Raw genomic sequence first — 15833 nt, 5'->3', positions numbered from 1 at the left:
GGATAAGGGTCCACAGTGGCTTCCATCGAGTCATGGAAGCCGAGGTTGGGATGCTGGTGGTGGAGACGATTGGTAAGATCCGTCGCGCCTACTTTGTTGATGGTCGTCCGATCAAGGCGATCTGCCGAGAACTTGGCGTATCGCGGAAGGTGGTTCGCAAGGTCATTCGTTCTCAAGCGACGGAGTTCCGGTATGAGCGCGAGACGCAGCCGCTCCCGAAGATCGGTGCCTGGAGTGCCGAGCTTGACCGGTTGCTGGCAGGGAATGAGAGCAAGGCAGTACGGGAACGGCTGACGCTGATCCGGCTATTCGAAGAGCTTCGCGGCCTGGGTTATGCCGGCGGCTATGATGCGGTTCGTCGATACGCACGGCGGTGGAGCAAGGAACGCGGGCAATCGACCGCAGCCGCTTATGTCCCGCTGAGCTTTGCACCAGGCGAAGCGTACCAGTTCGACTGGAGCCACGAGGTCGTCCTGCTGAGCGGCACCACGGTGATGGTGAAGGCTGCTCATGTCCGGCTCTGTCACAGCCGCATGCTGTTCGTGCGGGCCTATCCGAGGGAGACGCAGGAGATGGTGTTCGACGCCCACGACCGGGCGTTCGCCCTGTTCAAAGGCACCTGCACCCGCGGCATCTACGACAACATGAAGACCGCCGTAGAGACGATCTTCGTCGGTAAAGGCCGTCTCTACAATCGCCGCTTCCTGCAGATGTGCAGCCACTATCTGGTCGATCCGGTCGCCTGTACGCCAGCGTCGGGCTGGGAGAAGGGGCAGGTCGAGAACCAGGTCGGGCTGGTCCGGGAACGCTTCTTCACGCCGCGGCTGCGGTTCAAAAACCTCGACGAGTTAAACGCCTGGCTGCTCGACAAGTGCATCGCCTACGCCAAGGCTCATCGCCATCCGGAGCTGGCCGATCAGACGATCTGGGACGTGTTCGAAGCCGAACGCCCCAAACTCGTTCCCTATGCCGGCCGCTTCGACGGCTTCCATGCGGTGACGGCATCGGTCTCGAAGACCTGCCTGGTGCGCTTCGACAACAACAAGTACTCGGTCGCAGCCAGCGCAGTCGGACGACCGGTCGAGGTCCAGGCCTATGCCGATCGCATCGTGATCCGTCAGGATGGACGTATCGTTGCCGAGCACCCGCGATCCTTTGGCCGCGGCGATACCGTCTACGACCCCTGGCATTATGTGCCGGTGCTCGCCCGCAAACCCGGCGCCTTGCGCAACGGTGCTCCCTTCAAAGACTGGGTGCTGCCGGCCGCGATCGAGCGGATCCGGCGCAAGTTGGCCAGCACCGACGATGGCAATCGGCAGATGGTCGACATCCTCAACGCGGTGCTGACTGACGGTCTGTCTGCGGTGGAAGCGGCCTGTGCCGAAGCGCTCAGTCACAGCGTCCATTCCGCCGATGTCGTTCTCAATATCCTGGCCCGTCAACGTGAACCCGCCCCACCGGCAAACATCATGACGCCGGCCGCACTGACGCTCCGTCATGCACCGATCGCCGATTGTGCTCGCTACGACAACCTCCGGAGGACCATCTGATGGAACGAACCCAAATCTTCGATCTTATGGGCGAACTCAAGCTCTACGGCATGAAGGCCGCCTTCGACGAGATCATGGCAACTGCCGTCAAGCGCCAGCACGAACCTCAGCGCATTGTCGGAGACCTGCTCAACGCCGAGATCAACGAGAAGCAAGCCAGGTCGATCAAATACCAGCTCACCATTGCCAAGCTGCCGCTCGCCAAGGACATCGCCGACTTCCAGTTCGACGGCACGCCGATCAATCAAACTCTCGTCAATGATCTCGCTGGCGGCGGCTTCATCGCCCAACAACGCAACGTCGTGCTGGTTGGCGGCACCGGTACAGGCAAAACACACCTCGCCATTGCCATCGCCAGAAGTTGCATCCGCGATGGCGCCAGAGGACGCTTCTACAACGTCGTCGACCTCGTCAACCGGCTCGAGACCGAGACCCGCAACGGTCGGCAGGGACGGCTCGCCGAGCATCTGACCCGCATGGACTTCATCGTTCTCGACGAGCTGGGCTATCTGCCGTTCGCGCAATCCGGCGGTCAGCTCCTGTTCCATCTCATCAGCCGGCTGTACGAGCGCACCTCCATCATTGTCACCACCAATCTTGCGTTCGGCGAATGGCCGAGCGTGTTCGGCGATGCCAAAATGACCACCGCGCTACTCGACCGATTGACCCATCACTGCGACATCGTCGAAACCGGCAACGACAGCTGGCGATTCAAAAGCCGCGACGATGTTCAAACAACCCGCGCTCGCGCCGTCTCCGCAACCCCGACCAGCTCCGACGACCCGAGCGCTACCAGCAGAGCACGCCGATCAAAGGGGTCCCTTTTGGATGCCGATAGGGGGTCCCAGTCGAACGCCGATTGACACCCCTGCGCAGCCTTTGCTCAAGGTGGGGGCGGTGGGGGTGGCGGTGGCGGCGGGTCTGCCGGTGGAAGCGCTGGCGGTGCGTCGTCCTCTGCAGGTGCAGGTGGTTCGACCGCGGCATCTCCGTCCGCTACAGGAGCAGCGGGCGCTGCGAACTCGGGCGGGACTGTAAGCCCACCGGCTACCGCCCCAAATGCAAATACAAATCCAACGACGGGCACCACGAATGCGATAACCGGTATCGCCAATGGTACACCCGGCCCTCAATCCGGGCGCGATCAGGGGGCGGTCAACGGAAATAGCACGAACCCGGCAAGTCCCGGCACCAACGCTGCGGGAACCGCAACTTCATCGGGAACGCCTGCGACTAACACACAGGGAGCCGCCGCGGGCGGCATCGGTCGGCCGACGACCACTGATCAACACGATAGTGACGCCAAGATCGATCAGGAGAACAGCAAAGTCGACCAGACCGTCAAAAAGATATGCAAGAATTGCTAAATCAACGGCGACAAAGGTGATGGATACAGAACCTTGAGGTAGGGCGCGGCGATGGGAGGAACAGAGCGCAGCAATGGAACGCTCTCAATCTTTACCCCCAGAATAGGATAAGAATAGAATGACCGAGAAGTTTGATCCCGTCCCGCTGGACAAACACGCGCAGATCCCAAGCGCAACCCCGAGGTATTTTTGATAGATACGATTAGCATTCCGAACAGGCCGTCGCAGCTCACCACGGCCTCTAAAAGCAGGAAGGGCTGCCGGTCGAGCGGGCAAGAATATCGTGCGCTCCGTTGGAACCGAGTAGCGCTAGTCGCGAGCGTAAGAAGAGACCATTCGGGTCACCTGGTATTTGGTACAGGCACCGCCGCGACCTCGTTGAGAAATCATCAATTGTAGGTTCGGCCTCAAGCGTTGAACGCGTTCTTTTGAGAATTCAAGAACAGATGGGTTTGGTCTCCCACTACTGTCATGAGCCGGAAAAGCGCCGGCGAGAGAAGTAAGACCCCACCCGGTTTGTTACCTCGCCGGTAATCTCTCAATATTCGCGGCAACCACTTTGCGGTAGTGATCAAGGACGTGACTGCAATCGCCACCCCGGATGAAAATGGTGCGAGCCTCTGCAGCAGCCTCGAGCTTCTCCGTCACCATAAGAAACATCTCATCCGAGGTGCCATTACCCGCCGCAAGCTGGCGAAGCCGCATATCCATCACCTGGAGAGCATCGGCCATGAGTATCAGCGCTGAATACCAGAAAAACATGCGAACTCCGCTTGAACCCCTTGCGACCGAGGCGTTCGCGGAGGGCATCTTCGCGGAACGCCCAGGTTAAGCGTCCTTGGCGCCGCAGGTTCCTAGGTGGAAAGGGCGGTCTGCCGCTTGGGGGTGGGAAGAAGAGAGCATGCGGTGCAGCGTTCTTGCGTTTCGCGGCGCATGGGCGTCGTAGTCGTTGTTGAAATAAATCCACGCTCTCTTTGCGGCGCTCGATTTGATCCTGCTGGCCCACTTCAAAAGCTCCTCGTCTGAGTAATTGTGCCGGTACCAGCGCTCAGGTCCATGGAGGCGGACATAGACCTCGTCAGCCGTCTGGACGAGCTCGTCAGGGAGACGCGGACCGCTGCAAGAGCAGAAGATGATCCCCGCTTTGCGGAAGGCACCGTAGACATCTTCGTTCCACCAGCTCTTGTGACGGAACTCAACCGCATTGCGGCGGGCCGGATCGAGCTGGCTGACGATCGAATTCAACCGGGCTTTGGTATAGCGGAAGCTCGGCGGCAGCTGGAAAAGAAAGCAGCCCATCCGCTCGCCGAGAATATCCGCGATGATGCCGAAATCCCGGATCAGCGTTTTTGTACCTTTGAATTTTTTGACGTGTGTGATGAGCTCGCAGACCTTGACTGTGTAGACGATATCCTTGCCGCCCGGCTGACGGCGCCACGCCTGAACATTCGCGACGGTCGGCCATGAATAAAAGGAAGCGTTGATCTCGACCGTGTCGAAGGCAGATGCGTAATGCACGAACCAGTCCGGCTGTGGCACTTCCGCATAAAATGAGTCCCGCCATTTCCAGTAACGCCAGCCGGAACACCCTACGAAGACGGTCTTCTTCAAAGCCGGCGCGGACTTCAGTCCCTCGCTCTCCATTTTGAGCCGGCTTCGGTGCATCTTCGCTGCGCGAGCGATATTGCTTTCGCGCTGTTTCTCGCGCCGAAGGTGACGCCGTTCGCGTCTTTCCTCGGGCGTCAATTCTTTGATCACGGGAGCTGCAGCCGGACGCGGCATCGGTCAGTCCTCCTCCTTGGCTTCCAAGCGGCGCTGCACGACTCCAGATCCTTCGCGAGAGCTCGGCCCTTTCCTCATGCTCCATTTCAGCTTCGAGAACTGCAGAACGATCGGCGCCTTGACGGAAGCAGGGGAAGCGCCGCTTGCCCGCTGCGACCGCCGACACAAAACAAGCCTGCCGATTGAAAGCGTCGCAGGTTTAGATCGCGCCGGCTTCCTTGCCAGCGCGCGGCAGCCAGCGCCACACGCCCAAAACGTTGATCAGGAGAAGCACGACGTTCTGGACGCCAAGCGAGGTTTTGCCTTCAAGCACGCCGTCAGCAATCCAGGCAATGGAAGCCACAGTAAAGATGGCGAAGCCCCACACGGTAATCCGCGCGTTCAAATTAGCCGCGACCATCTTGCCGCAATTATCGTGATGGCCGCAGCTGCCGCTCTGAGAATTTCGGGGTCCATCTTTTCCTGCTAAATGGCTAGCCGCCCGCATGCGGGCGGCCTCGCTTGCTAACGGCTCATGCTGCTTTCTGGTTCACGCTGCGCAGTGCCATAGTGTTAAGCTTCTGATCCGTCGCTTTCTCCTCGTTGAGGTTCTGCTGCAGGACCGCTGCGCAATCGTCGCGGCCCAGCATTTTGGCCCAGGGGATCAGAGTGCCGTAGCGCGTGATTTCATAGTGCTCGACGGCCTGCGCCGCCGCGATCAGGGCTGCATCGAGAACTTGTTTGTCGTCGATGTCGCCTGCGAGTTCACTCGCTTCCTTTAGGATGCCATCGATGGCGCGGCAGTCGACCCCCTTGGCCTCGACGCGGTGCATCTCGAACACCTTTTCCAGCCGCGTGATTTGGCCCTTGGTCTCGGAGAGATGCATCTGAAAGCCGTTCCTGAGGCCTGAATCGGTCGCCTTCTCGATCATGTCCGGCAAGTTCTTCGCGATCTGCTGCTCTGCGTAATAGATATCCTGCAGGGTATGCACGAAGAGGTCGTTGAGTGTTTTGATGTCTTTAGTGAAAAAGCCCATGGCATCCTCCGGAGTGGTTTCCGGACAGGAAACACGCAGGGCTGTCCGGGGGTTCCCGGCGAACGATCGCGGGAGATGACTTCATCGGCGCGATAAAATCCGGTGGATGTCTCTCAATGTCAGTGCTCGTAATAGTGCGTCCACATGCTCGGGCCCTGGCCCGGCTTTTTGGGGGTGCCGCGGTTGCGATTGACAATATTCGGAAGCACGCGCGGCAGCCGACGGCGTCTTCCATTGGCGTCACGGGGCTTCGCGATCTTCTTCTGCGACGCCCTTGGAGCTAAGCCGGCATTGTCGCTTTCAAAGTTTCGGGACCATGGATTGAGATCGCTGCTGGATTGGGGTGGTCGGTCACCGCAGCGAAGTGTTTCTCGTCGGCCGGATAGAACGGCCCATATTGTGAGTCTTCCCCCAGGGGAACCAATGCCCCCTGACCCTATTGGTTGAGGCGCACAAGGAGATTTCATGCCAAAATGCGAAAACGGAAGAACCGTGGAGACTCCGACCGAAGCTCGGCAGGCTGAGCCTGGTCCAAGTGTGCTTCTGCTGGTCGGCATAAGCACGGTGCTCGCGATTGTTACACCAGACGGTGTCTGGATGGTCTTCTTCAAGACCTGACATCGCTCTGTTGGCTTCGGATCGTAAGGCGGGCGATCGCGACTGATGGCCTGAACAGGCGGCGTTCGCCGCACACATTCGATGCGCGCCGCTTCGCAATCGCGTCGATCCGTTGTTGGTCCAGAAGCAAGCACGGCACGCCAAGCTCGACACGCTGCTGATGTACGACCGCTGCGACAACGAGCTCAAAGTAGGAGACGCGGAGGCATGCGCATCCGCAAAAGCTTGGGTCGACGAAATGGCTTAAAGCCGGCGGCGGTCCCAAGTATCGCGCGACCGCTATCGCCTTACGATACGTGCTCCACAGGCCGAACGCTACTCCCACCAAGTTGAGGTTCCCATCCGATATGCTTGCAAGCGGCACAACATATGCTTGAACCTGCGGCGAGACGCCATGACCGATTGGCGGTGGCGATGCCCGAGCACCTTCCTGTTTTCGAGGCCCACCTGAGAAGGCGCGGCCGAAGGTGGACGTGGTTTTGTTACGTCCGACGGTCGCCTGCTCATGCAGGGCTCGGAAAGCAAGCGGTCTGGGCTAAATACCGGGCCAACCGGGCGCTCTTCCAAAAGATACTGGGGGTCGCCAGCGACTCCCACCGGCATGTTGAAGACAGCAGGAGCCAGCATCGCTTCGGCCGAAGCCGGTCAGACACCTAGTCTGCCTCTTCCAGGCGGCTCATGCTGTCTTTGCGCCCGGCCACGCGACCACCTGCCCCGACATGACGAGCCGATCGCGTCCGCTCTCCTTGGCCGCGTAGAGCGCCCGGTCGGCTGCCGCCACAAGCGAGTCGGATACTATGGCCTGGGCCGGAACGTTGGTGGCCCCACCAAGGCTGACGGTGACCAGCCTTGACGGCGGATTGAGCGCGTGCAGCATGCTCAACTCGCGCAGTGCCTCGCGCACGCGCTCGCCGACCTCGACGCAGCCTTCCGCCCCCGTATTCGGCAGCAAGAGCGCGAACTCCTCGCCGCCGTACCGCGCGGCCAGATCGCCCGGCCGGCGAGCCTGCGCCGCCAAGATACGGGCGAGCGCCCGCAGGCAGGCGTCGCCGGCCGGATGCCCGTATTGATCGTTGAACTTCTTGAAGTGGTCGACGTCGATCAGCAACAGCGAGAGCGACGTGCCGTCGCGCTTGGCCCGGGCCCATTCCTCCTCAAGGCGCTCGTCGAAGTGGCGGCGATTAGCGATGCCAGTCAAGCCATCCAAGGTGGCAAGAGACGCGAGCTTGTCCTGCAGGTCCTTCTGCTCAGTCATATCCCGCGAGATCGCCACCACGCCGTCGATCTCGTTGCTGATCGACGATCGGGTGACGCGGAGTGCCGTCTCGACCCAGATCTCGGCCTTCTCGCGATGTCTCGTCCGGTAGACGATCCGCGCCTCTTCGGCCTCGCCGCTCTTCAGAGCATCGATCGCATGCAGCACCCGCGGTCGGTCCTCCGAGTTGATTCCGGCAAGCGCCGGCGTTCCGAGCAGCTTGGCGGGGTCCCAACCGAAGATGCGAGCGCATGATGGTGACGCGTAAAGAATTCGCGCGTCCAGTCCGATGCGCATGACGAAATCGCTGCATTCCTCCGCCAGCAGGCGGAAATCGGCCTCCTTGGCGACCAGGGCCGCCGCCATCCGTTGCCGCTGAGAGAGGTAGCGCACCAGATAGAGACCGATCAGGCCGATCGACAGCGTGAGGCTCGTGACGATCGCCATCCGGACCACGGCCTGCCGGCGCCATGGTGCCAACACGTCGTCTTGATCCTTGGTCGCCAGGATCACGATCGGATACCGGCTGCTCAACTGGTAGAAGCTCAACCGCTGTCGCCCGTCGAGGGGAGATTTGAAGTAGTAGACGCTGGCGTCCGGCCGACCGGGCAGAGTTCGGAAGAGCTGGGACTGGGACATGTCCCGCCCGACATAAGCGCCATCCTCGTCGCCACTGCGCGCCAGCATGATGCCGTCCGCATTCAACAGCGATATCGCGCCATTGGGGCCGATGTCGAACCGCCGATAGAACTGCGTGAAGTAGGCGACCTCGATGCTCGTCAGCACTACGCCGGCGAAACTGCCGTCCGGATGGTTGAACCGCCGGGAGAGCGTGATGATCCACTGGCCGCCGGACCGGCTCTCAACCGGACGACCGATCAGGGTCCCGCGATCGTTCGAAGCTCGATGACGCCGGAAGTAGTCGCGGTCGCTGTTGTCGAGGCCGGCGAGGTCGACTTCTTCAGTCGTGGCAAGCCAGCGGCCGGTCTCGTCGTAGACGAAGATGCCGCGGATACGTTGCCGATTGTACTTCCTGGCTTGGAGGAAAGTCTGGATCTTGGCGACGCCCGCCGGGGTCGTTCCGCCGATCTCCATGCGGTCGACCATTCCTGTGAGGATAGTGTCCGCGAGATCGAATGTGTCCTCTGCGTGCTGCGTCAGCGACCTGGCGAGGTTGGCCATGTCGACTTCCGCGTTTCGAAGATCGACCTCCCGGGACTCCCACTCGCGCCATCCGCTGAGCGCCAGGATGGCGAGGCAAGCCAACGCCACGAATCCTGCGACCCGCAATGGGACTAGGGCTTTGCCGAGTTCGCGGCGGCTATGCGGCATCCGGGCTGCTCCGTTCCGAGCATGCTCGCACGCAGGTCTTAATGGCGGATGGCGCTTCCCGGGCGCCACCGCTCGATAGTAAACAATCCATCACTACGTTGTGGAAAATCAGCGAAGCGACGGAACGACACATTAACCAGGGTCCGCGCAAGCTCGCCGAGGGAGAGCCCCGAACCAGCCAGCTCGCGCGTTAACGCGGGTCTCGGCAGTCCCGCACGTACCTATGCAAGAACATCGGGCGGCACAGCGGCGGCGAATCCTGAAAGCGGCTTCGATCTCGTTCGGCGGGGGCGCGATCGATTGCACCATCCGCAATCTGTCGGAGACGGGCGCCTCGCTCGACGTGATATCACCCGTCGGGATTCCGGACCGGTTCACGCTTATCGTGGACGCGGATCGAAGCAAGCTGCCCTGCCGCATCGTGTGGCGGAAGGAGATGCGCATCGGCGTTCGGTTCGAGGCGAGTTAGCGCTTCGACGCCTGAGCCCTGGCCCGAAAACCGTCCAAGAATCAACTCGGCAGTACGACGCGGAGCGCAGGCCGATTGACGGGGATTGCCAGCGTTTCAGGCTTCGCCAGCGCCGGAGAACAGCACCGTCGGTGGCGTGGCGCGCTGCGGCGGAAGGGACCACCCGCTCGCGGCGTCTGGTCGGCTCTTGAGATCGTACCGCTGGGCTAGGTCAAGCAGCCGCCGCTTAGTGAAAGGATCGGCATTCTCCGCCAGATCGCGCGCCCGTTGCGCGAAGCCCCTGTAAAACTCTTCCATGACGCACCCCCGCAACATCACCGAAAGCCCGATTTCAATGGCTTGCGGGACCCACGTCAAGCCTGATGGATGCAGTTGCGTAGATGTCGAGAGCGAGATTACGATTGGGCGGTAGGGAAATCCAATGGCAGTGCCCTATTCCGTCCGGAAGGCGTGCCCGGCGTGCGGTAGGCCGATGAAGATTGTGCCCGACGTAGCTCTGGAAGGGGGATGAGCGGATGCCTGGAGTATCCCGCAAGCAGCACCATCGCTATCTTATCAACACAGCCGGACGCGAGGCTTCAGCCTGTATGACGGGGATGATTGGGCCGGCTACGTTGCGTCGACACCGTCGGCCATATCGGACCAGTCGCGGTCCTGCAGTTCAGCGCCGCTGCCACCGCCCTCACGACAGCGCTCCGCCTGGCCGTCGAGAGTGGCGGACCGCAAGTATGGCATTTCTGCCGGGCGCCAGCGAAGCCGGCCTGACGATGGCCTTCGAGCACGGCATGCGGCTTAAGTTTCCGATGCTGCTGATGTCATCCCGCGATTTCGGCAGTTGGGCCCAGTACCTGCCCCGGGCTTTATGTGAAGCGACCAAGCCTTCTTCGCCGTCCAGGTTTGGTCAGCGGGTGCCAGTAGGTTGGGCTTTCATCGGTCTTTTGTGGTCCTGTCTGATGAAGGTCACGCCGACTTCGCCGCCGTTTACCCACGCCAGTTCGCATCGGCGATAAGCAATGCCCGGTGGACGAGAGCACCAGGAAAAACTCCTTCAAAAGCAGCCCCTCCACGGAGCCCTCAATGAAAGCTTGGCTCCGACGTCAGATACGTCTTTCAAAGTGCAAGCGCGCTGCCGCGTTCCGTCGATCGCCATCATGCTCGCCGGAATGGCCCGCTCGAACTCAACTCGCCGTGTCCCTCGCTTGTCCGGTGCTCTCATCACGCGCCCTCCAGATCAGGCAGTGAGGGCACCAGCGACGGCATTTCCAGGCGCGAGGATACCAGCGACGAGTCTGCGACCGAGCAGTCCCGGCCCTGTACCTTTGCGTGGTACAAGGCGATGTCAGTGTCACGGGTGAGCGCCAACTCATCCGTGGTGGCGTCGCCCTTTTCGGCAACGCCCAGGCTTATCGTCACGTACTTTCGTGGCGAGCGCGGATGGTGGATCTGCAAACGAGCGACCAGCATCCGAATCGCGTCGGCCACCTTCACCGCCCTTTCTTCGTTCACGCCGGGCAGGATCACCGCGAACTCCTCGCCGCCATACCGCGCCGACAATCCTCCCGTGTTTGCGGTGGCGCTTCCGATCACCTCGGCAATGCGCTGGAGGCAACCGTCCCTGGCCTGGTGGCCCAGGCGCCCTTGAACTGGTCGATGTCGATCAGCAGCACCGATAGAATGGCGTGCTTGACATAGGCCTCCCGCAGGAAGGCATCGAAGCTCGCCGGTTCGCGAGCCTCGTCAGACCATCTGTGGTCGCGAGCTGCGCCAATCTGAGGTTGGCCGATGACAGCGCGCCAGAAGCGGACGGGACAAGAGTACTTCCTCCATTTCAAAATTACGCTAGGCAGGAGCGGACGACGTGCCCGCGCTTGAGGGCACTGCAACCAGCAGGTAAATTCGTCTTAAATGCCGGTGCATAGGGAAGCCCTGCGTGTTGTTGGCTCGCGACGCCGTCCTCATCCGCAACACGAACCCGGAAACTGCGAGAGGTCGATGCGGGCGATGATCGACCGCAGCAGCTTGCGAGCCGAACGATAGAGATGCCGGGCGAATCTCGGCGTCCTTGCCGCGGGCAGGCCAAAGCTTGTCGTATCGAGTCTTTTTGTATCAAGGCTTTCGATGGAGTGCGACACGTGCCTCTCCGAGATGGCGAGGCCCTTTCTATCGTGGTCGGCTCGCGGCAGCCTTGATCTGCCGCAAAGGGGCCGGACTAATAGTCGCCGGGGTTCATGATCATCGGGCTTCGTGTATCGGCCGGGGCGAGCGCGCTGCTGGCGCTGTCGCGCAGGAAGCGGTCGAGTGTCGCCTGGATCTTCTCCTTGACCGCATCGGGACCGCGATCGCTCATCTCGGTATGCTGTGCGCCAGTATGGATGATGTCGATGCCGCGCGCCTTGGCCTCTTCCGGCGTCGGCAGCACGCCGGGATCGGTTACAAAATGCGGATCCTTCGAGCGGAACGACAGGATCTTCATGTTGTCGCTAAGCACGAATGGCACCCGCAGATTGTCCAGCGTGATCACTTTCGACACCAGCTCCGGGTGCTGTTGGGCGACATACATCGAAACGTCGCCACCGTTGGAATGGCCGACGAGCGTGATGTGGTCGTAGTCGGCATTCTCCTGCCGCCGCTTCAACTCGCCCAGGGTGAAGAGGATGTTGGCCTCGCAGCGGATATAGACCTCGCGCCGGCCGACATATTGCTGACCGGCCTTGGTCATCAGCGGCGGATCGCTCGGCAAATCCTGCTGGATGCTGGCGACGAGATAACCGCGTGCGGCGAGCACGTTGGCCAGGAAGGAATATTCGGTGGCCTTGACGGTATTGCCGTTGCTGATGATGGCGAGCGGGAGCTTCCAGAGCCCGAGATTGGCCTTGGTCTCGTAATCGCGCCGTACAGCGATTTCGACCGCAATCGGCCGCTGGCGGGCGGCGTCGAACAGGGGCAACACCTCATGGCGGATCGCGAACCGGCTGACGACGAAATACTGGCCGACGCCGAGGACGCAGAGAAACGCCAGAACTGCAAACACCCTTTTCATGGTTCCGTCTCAAATCACTTTTGACTGAACATGGCCATTGGGAACTCCCGGATCGAGCGATCGTGAGCAGGTTTCGGGATTAAATTTAGGCAAGGCTGTGAGCCTGAGCCCGAAAAGGGGCCGCATGTCGCGGGCTACAGCGCGCAGGACAAGGGGTTTACAGACAACCGCCCTTGCCGCGTTCGGAGCAGAGCTGCAACGCGCTTGACAGAGTAAACAGGAAGCGCGGGCTGCGGCGCTCGTTGTCGGGCGCCCGGTAGCTCAGGGGGACGGCCACGCCGAGATCAGCCTGGAAATCGTCTGGCAGAAAGAACCGCACGCCAGCTCCGGCCGAGGTCAGCGACAGGCCCTCGCTCAGGCGGTAACCGTGGTTCCAGACTGCGCCGGCGTCACCGAAGGCGTAGAGCTGATAGCCGGTCCAGTAGCGGAAATTGAGCTTCTGGTCGAAGCGCAGTTCGAGCGAGCCGGCGAGACCATTGTCGCCGCTGATCTCGGCTGCGCCATAGCCGCGCCCGAAGGCAGCGCCGCCGAGATAGAATTGCTGCGAGGTGAACAGCGGCCGTGACGCCGTCTGGCTCGCAGCGGAGAGCTTGAGCGACCAGACGTCGTTGAGCGTCTGGTAGCGCGTGAACCAGAGGTTCAGCACGGAGAAGTTCGATGACGCGCCATCGCGCGACAACAGGTCGTCGTCGAAATGCGAGGCACCGAAGATGTCGAGGCCCTGGCGGTAGATCAGCGTCGCGAAATTGGTGCCGCCGAAATGATCCTGGAGCCGGTAGTCGGCGGTCAGGCTCGCGGTCCTGATGTGGTCGTTGTACCAGGGGCCGTAAAGGTCATGCTCGGACACGTTGCTGAAGGTCGTCGCCGCGGTCAGGGTCAGCGAGGACAATTGCGACTGCAATGGGACGATGCTGGCACGCAGCTCGAACGCCTCGGTCGTGGTGATGTCGCTGTCGAGGCGGCGCGCATCGCCCGGCCTGACCGCGCTGTATAAGACAGACCCGCCGAGACGCACGCCGTCGACGCCGATCGGTGCATCGTAGGACAGCCGTGCGAAGCCAAGCTGGCGGGGGTCGTTGACGATGGTCGACAGGTTGACCGCCAGCGTGTCGCCGGGCGTGAGATAGGAGTTGAACGCGCCGGTCGCATAGGTCTGCCACGGACCGACTGATGATGAGCCGAGATTGTCCAGACCGAACGACGAGAAGACGTGCCAGGTCTTCAAATAGACGATGAGGCGGAAGCGGCCGGTTGCACCGCCGATCTCCTCCAGTGCGGTATCGGTGATCCGGACGCCAGGTCTGCCGTTGATGAGAAAGAGCTGACGTTCCAGCGTTGCCAGGCGCGACGGTTGCTCGGCCAGAACCGGCCCAAGCATCAGTCTAACGCCGAACTGCTCGGCGCCGTCGCCTTTCAGCTCTGCCTGCACGATGGCGCCTTCGATCACCTGGATCCGGAGCAGGCCGTCGGCAATGTCCTGCGGCGGCACGATCGCACGGCTCAAGTGAAAACCATCGGCACGGTAGAGATCGCTGATCGCGCCGGCGATCGCGGCGAGATCCGCCTGCGAAACCTTCTTGCCGACATAGGGCTGGTAGACCGCGGCGATGCGATCGGGGGAAACGGCGCGGGCTCCGCTGACGTTGACGCCGCGCAGCACGAATTGAGGCTTGGTATCGCCGCCGGTGTTGGGCTGGTCGACTGTCGGGAGCCTGACCGGCGGACGGTTCAGCGATTCCCGCTCGGTTTGGTTTTCAAAATATTTCTGAGGTTGGCGCGGATCGAACCCTGGCTGGTTCGCCTGCTGCGCGAAAGCCTGAGGAACTCCCGCGAAGATCGGCGCCAACAGCACCGCTGTGGTAACGAGATGCCGCTTCCCAACGCGCGCGACTCGCTTGTCCCCGTAGTTTGATGGAGATGCGCCCGTGAAGCGGTAAGGGTTCGTTAGCCACATGATTTTTCATAGTTTTTTATGGTCAACAAATGGTTAACGCGACCGCTCCGGTGGCCGCTTCCTGCTAATCCTATGTTGAGTGATTTCGGATACCCCTCAAGGCCGGCTGTAACGGGGACTGAGGATCGTCATGCTGAGCAAAATTGGAATGCGGTGCGCCTTGGCGGCTGCGCTGATCCTGGGAACGGCCTCCGTCGCATCCGCCGCGGACGATGGCGTCTGGTCGGTCGGCAAGGCCAGCGGCGAGGTCTGGGTCGCCACCAGCGGCGCGCAGCAGGTTTCGCTGAACCAACAGGAGGCACTCAGGCCCGGCGATACCATTCGCACCGGACGAAATGGCCGCGTGCTGCTCGTCCGCGGCGAGGAAACGATCCTGATCTCTCCCAACTCGGTGGTGGGTTTACCGACCGAGAGCAAGGAAGGCCTTTCGACCACCATCATCCAGCAGGCAGGTTCGATCCTGCTCGAGGTCGAGAAGCGCAACGTCAAGCATTTCGAGGTCGAGACGCCCTATCTCGCCGCTGTCGTCAAGGGAACGCAGTTCAGCGTTACCGTGAATGCGGGCAGCACCAAAGTCGGCGTGCTCCGCGGCCAGGTCGAGGTCTCCGACTTCAAGACGGGACAGATCGCCCAGGTCCTGCCGGGGCAGGCCGCCACCGTCTTCGAGCATGGCAAGCCCGGCCTTTCTCTCAGCGGCTCCGGGACCTTCAATCCGATCGAGCACGGCAAGCCGCGCGCCTCGAGCATCGAGCGCGTCCCGGTGCCGAAATCAGGCCTGTCGGCCCCGCGCAACGCAGCGAACGGCCATGCGATCCACGCGCTCGGTCCGATCGACAAGGGCGCCAAGGCGGCCGGCGCGCTCAAGTCATCGCAACAGGCGGCCGGAGCTCACGCGCCCAAGGGCGGTGCTGCCAAGGCTGATGCTGCAAAGCCCGGCGTCGTGCGCATCTCGAGTTCGCTGGGCGAGGTCAAGCTGAACGTCCACAAGGTCACGCACGGGCTCGCCCACGGCGGCGGTGCCCCCGGACAGGTGCGCAACGCGCACGCCAGCACCGAGACGGTCTGGGGCGACTCGAAAGCGGGCACAACGGCATCCAACGGCACCGCCCAGACTGCGGTGACCACGAGCAGCGGCGTGACGGCTGGCACCAGTTCGTCGGCTGCGAGCACGACAATAGCCGCCACCACGGCCGGTGCGTCCAGTGACGGCTCTGGCGGCGGCAGCGGAAATTCCGGAGGCAAGACCAACTCGGGCAACGGCAATTCCGGTAACGGCAATTCCGGCAATGGGAATTCCGGCAACGGTAATGGTAATGGGAGCAACGGCGCCACCGGTAACGGCCGGGGTAACAACGGCAACGGCAACGGCAATGGCGGCGGCAACGGCAGCAATGGTCACGGCAATGCCCTTGGCCACAACAAGCACTGAGGCGATGTCTTAGGGGATGAGGGG

At 61.8% G+C, this 15833-nt stretch carries 14 protein-coding genes and 2 pseudogenes; 5 read left to right on the top strand and 11 right to left on the bottom strand.

Features of this window, described 5'->3' with window-relative positions; all coding sequences use genetic code 11:
- Positions 1-50: 50 nt before the first annotated feature.
- Together istA and istB are read left to right on the top strand one after the other, a co-directional pair.
- Positions 51-1541: pseudogene (gene istA / locus IVB19_RS25940) on the top strand (IS21 family transposase); the annotation flags it as partial.
- 8 nt (positions 1542-1549) lie between these two features.
- The gene (istB, locus tag IVB19_RS25935) at positions 1550-2413 is read left to right on the top strand and encodes an IS21-like element helper ATPase IstB (protein ID WP_166107168.1); all 864 of its coding nucleotides are present in this window, start codon (positions 1550-1552) and stop codon (positions 2411-2413) included.
- A gap of 1020 nt (positions 2414-3433) precedes the next feature.
- Here istB and IVB19_RS25930 read toward each other — a convergent pair.
- From IVB19_RS25930 to IVB19_RS25910, 5 genes are all read right to left on the bottom strand, one after another.
- A complete protein-coding gene (locus IVB19_RS25930) occupies positions 3434-3676 on the bottom strand; it encodes a hypothetical protein (RefSeq protein WP_247820045.1) in 243 nt (80 codons plus the stop codon).
- A gap of 66 nt (positions 3677-3742) precedes the next feature.
- Complete coding sequence (locus IVB19_RS25925; RefSeq protein WP_247820044.1) at positions 3743-4696, bottom strand: DUF72 domain-containing protein; 954 nt, start codon at positions 4694-4696, stop codon at positions 3743-3745.
- 199 nt (positions 4697-4895) lie between these two features.
- On the bottom strand, positions 4896-5096 hold the full coding sequence (locus IVB19_RS25920) for a hypothetical protein (RefSeq protein WP_247820043.1): 201 nt from the start codon (positions 5094-5096) through the stop codon (positions 4896-4898).
- A 112-nt stretch (positions 5097-5208) separates the two neighbouring features.
- The gene (locus IVB19_RS25915; RefSeq protein ID WP_247820042.1) at positions 5209-5712 is read right to left on the bottom strand and encodes a YciE/YciF ferroxidase family protein; all 504 of its coding nucleotides are present in this window, start codon (positions 5710-5712) and stop codon (positions 5209-5211) included.
- Positions 5713-7006: 1294 nt separating this feature from the next.
- Positions 7007-8917 (bottom strand): sensor domain-containing diguanylate cyclase, encoded by a 1911-nt coding sequence (locus IVB19_RS25910; RefSeq protein ID WP_247820041.1) that lies wholly within the window; start codon positions 8915-8917, stop codon positions 7007-7009.
- A gap of 223 nt (positions 8918-9140) precedes the next feature.
- On the opposite strand from IVB19_RS25910, the gene IVB19_RS25905 reads away from it, so the two are divergent.
- On the top strand, positions 9141-9386 hold the full coding sequence (locus IVB19_RS25905) for a PilZ domain-containing protein (protein WP_247409420.1): 246 nt from the start codon (positions 9141-9143) through the stop codon (positions 9384-9386).
- A 96-nt stretch (positions 9387-9482) separates the two neighbouring features.
- Here IVB19_RS25905 and IVB19_RS25900 read toward each other — a convergent pair whose 3' ends face one another.
- Positions 9483-9683, bottom strand: coding sequence for a hypothetical protein (locus IVB19_RS25900; RefSeq protein WP_247409421.1), 201 nt, complete (start codon positions 9681-9683; stop codon positions 9483-9485).
- A 431-nt stretch (positions 9684-10114) separates the two neighbouring features.
- Here IVB19_RS25900 and IVB19_RS25895 point away from each other — a divergent pair, with 431 nt between their 5' ends.
- Positions 10115-10396: a hypothetical protein gene (locus IVB19_RS25895; RefSeq protein ID WP_247821746.1), complete on the top strand. Its 282-nt coding sequence runs from the start codon at positions 10115-10117 to the stop codon at positions 10394-10396.
- On the opposite strand, the pseudogene IVB19_RS25890 reads toward IVB19_RS25895, so the two are convergent.
- The 5 genes and pseudogenes from IVB19_RS25890 to IVB19_RS25870 form a co-directional block, all read right to left on the bottom strand.
- Positions 10288-10602: pseudogene (locus IVB19_RS25890) on the bottom strand (PilZ domain-containing protein). The gene IVB19_RS25895 and the pseudogene IVB19_RS25890 sit on opposite strands and share 109 nt — an antisense overlap.
- On the bottom strand, positions 10602-10982 hold the full coding sequence (locus IVB19_RS25885) for a GGDEF domain-containing protein (RefSeq protein WP_247488397.1): 381 nt from the start codon (positions 10980-10982) through the stop codon (positions 10602-10604). The pseudogene IVB19_RS25890 and the gene IVB19_RS25885 overlap by 1 nt, the downstream one beginning before the upstream one ends.
- Before the next feature lie 359 nt (positions 10983-11341).
- Positions 11342-11518, bottom strand: a complete 177-nt coding sequence (locus IVB19_RS25880; RefSeq protein WP_247361395.1) for a hypothetical protein — start codon at positions 11516-11518, stop codon at positions 11342-11344.
- A gap of 77 nt (positions 11519-11595) precedes the next feature.
- Positions 11596-12426, bottom strand: coding sequence for an alpha/beta fold hydrolase (locus IVB19_RS25875; protein ID WP_247409422.1), 831 nt, complete (start codon positions 12424-12426; stop codon positions 11596-11598).
- Positions 12427-12583: 157 nt separating this feature from the next.
- A complete protein-coding gene (locus tag IVB19_RS25870) occupies positions 12584-14380 on the bottom strand; it encodes a ShlB/FhaC/HecB family hemolysin secretion/activation protein (RefSeq protein WP_247820040.1) in 1797 nt (598 codons plus the stop codon).
- A 130-nt stretch (positions 14381-14510) separates the two neighbouring features.
- Here IVB19_RS25870 and IVB19_RS25865 point away from each other — a divergent pair, with 130 nt between their 5' ends.
- Positions 14511-15809 (top strand): FecR family protein, encoded by a 1299-nt coding sequence (locus tag IVB19_RS25865; RefSeq protein WP_247820039.1) that lies wholly within the window; start codon positions 14511-14513, stop codon positions 15807-15809.
- Positions 15810-15833: the final 24 nt, after the last annotated feature.

It is taken from the genome of Bradyrhizobium sp. 187 (genome assembly GCF_023101005.1).
Classification (GTDB): domain Bacteria; phylum Pseudomonadota; class Alphaproteobacteria; order Rhizobiales; family Xanthobacteraceae; genus Bradyrhizobium; species Bradyrhizobium canariense_D.
Note: the sequence above shows the minus strand (reverse complement) of the source record. Positions and strands in the feature narration are given on the sequence as shown.

Coding starts and splice junctions, on each gene's coding strand:
- istB (WP_166107168.1), top strand. CDS start 1,550: ATGGAACGAACCCAAATCTTCGATCTTATGGGCGAACTCAAGCTCTAC.
- IVB19_RS25930 (WP_247820045.1), bottom strand. CDS start 3,676: ATGTTTTTCTGGTATTCAGCGCTGATACTCATGGCCGATGCTCTCCAG.
- IVB19_RS25925 (WP_247820044.1), bottom strand. CDS start 4,696: ATGCCGCGTCCGGCTGCAGCTCCCGTGATCAAAGAATTGACGCCCGAG.
- IVB19_RS25920 (WP_247820043.1), bottom strand. CDS start 5,096: ATGGTCGCGGCTAATTTGAACGCGCGGATTACCGTGTGGGGCTTCGCC.
- IVB19_RS25915 (WP_247820042.1), bottom strand. CDS start 5,712: ATGGGCTTTTTCACTAAAGACATCAAAACACTCAACGACCTCTTCGTG.
- IVB19_RS25910 (WP_247820041.1), bottom strand. CDS start 8,917: ATGCCGCATAGCCGCCGCGAACTCGGCAAAGCCCTAGTCCCATTGCGG.
- IVB19_RS25905 (WP_247409420.1), top strand. CDS start 9,141: ATGCAAGAACATCGGGCGGCACAGCGGCGGCGAATCCTGAAAGCGGCT.
- IVB19_RS25900 (WP_247409421.1), bottom strand. CDS start 9,683: ATGGAAGAGTTTTACAGGGGCTTCGCGCAACGGGCGCGCGATCTGGCG.
- IVB19_RS25895 (WP_247821746.1), top strand. CDS start 10,115: ATGGCATTTCTGCCGGGCGCCAGCGAAGCCGGCCTGACGATGGCCTTC.
- IVB19_RS25875 (WP_247409422.1), bottom strand. CDS start 12,426: ATGAAAAGGGTGTTTGCAGTTCTGGCGTTTCTCTGCGTCCTCGGCGTC.
- IVB19_RS25870 (WP_247820040.1), bottom strand. CDS start 14,380: ATGTGGCTAACGAACCCTTACCGCTTCACGGGCGCATCTCCATCAAAC.
- IVB19_RS25865 (WP_247820039.1), top strand. CDS start 14,511: ATGCTGAGCAAAATTGGAATGCGGTGCGCCTTGGCGGCTGCGCTGATC.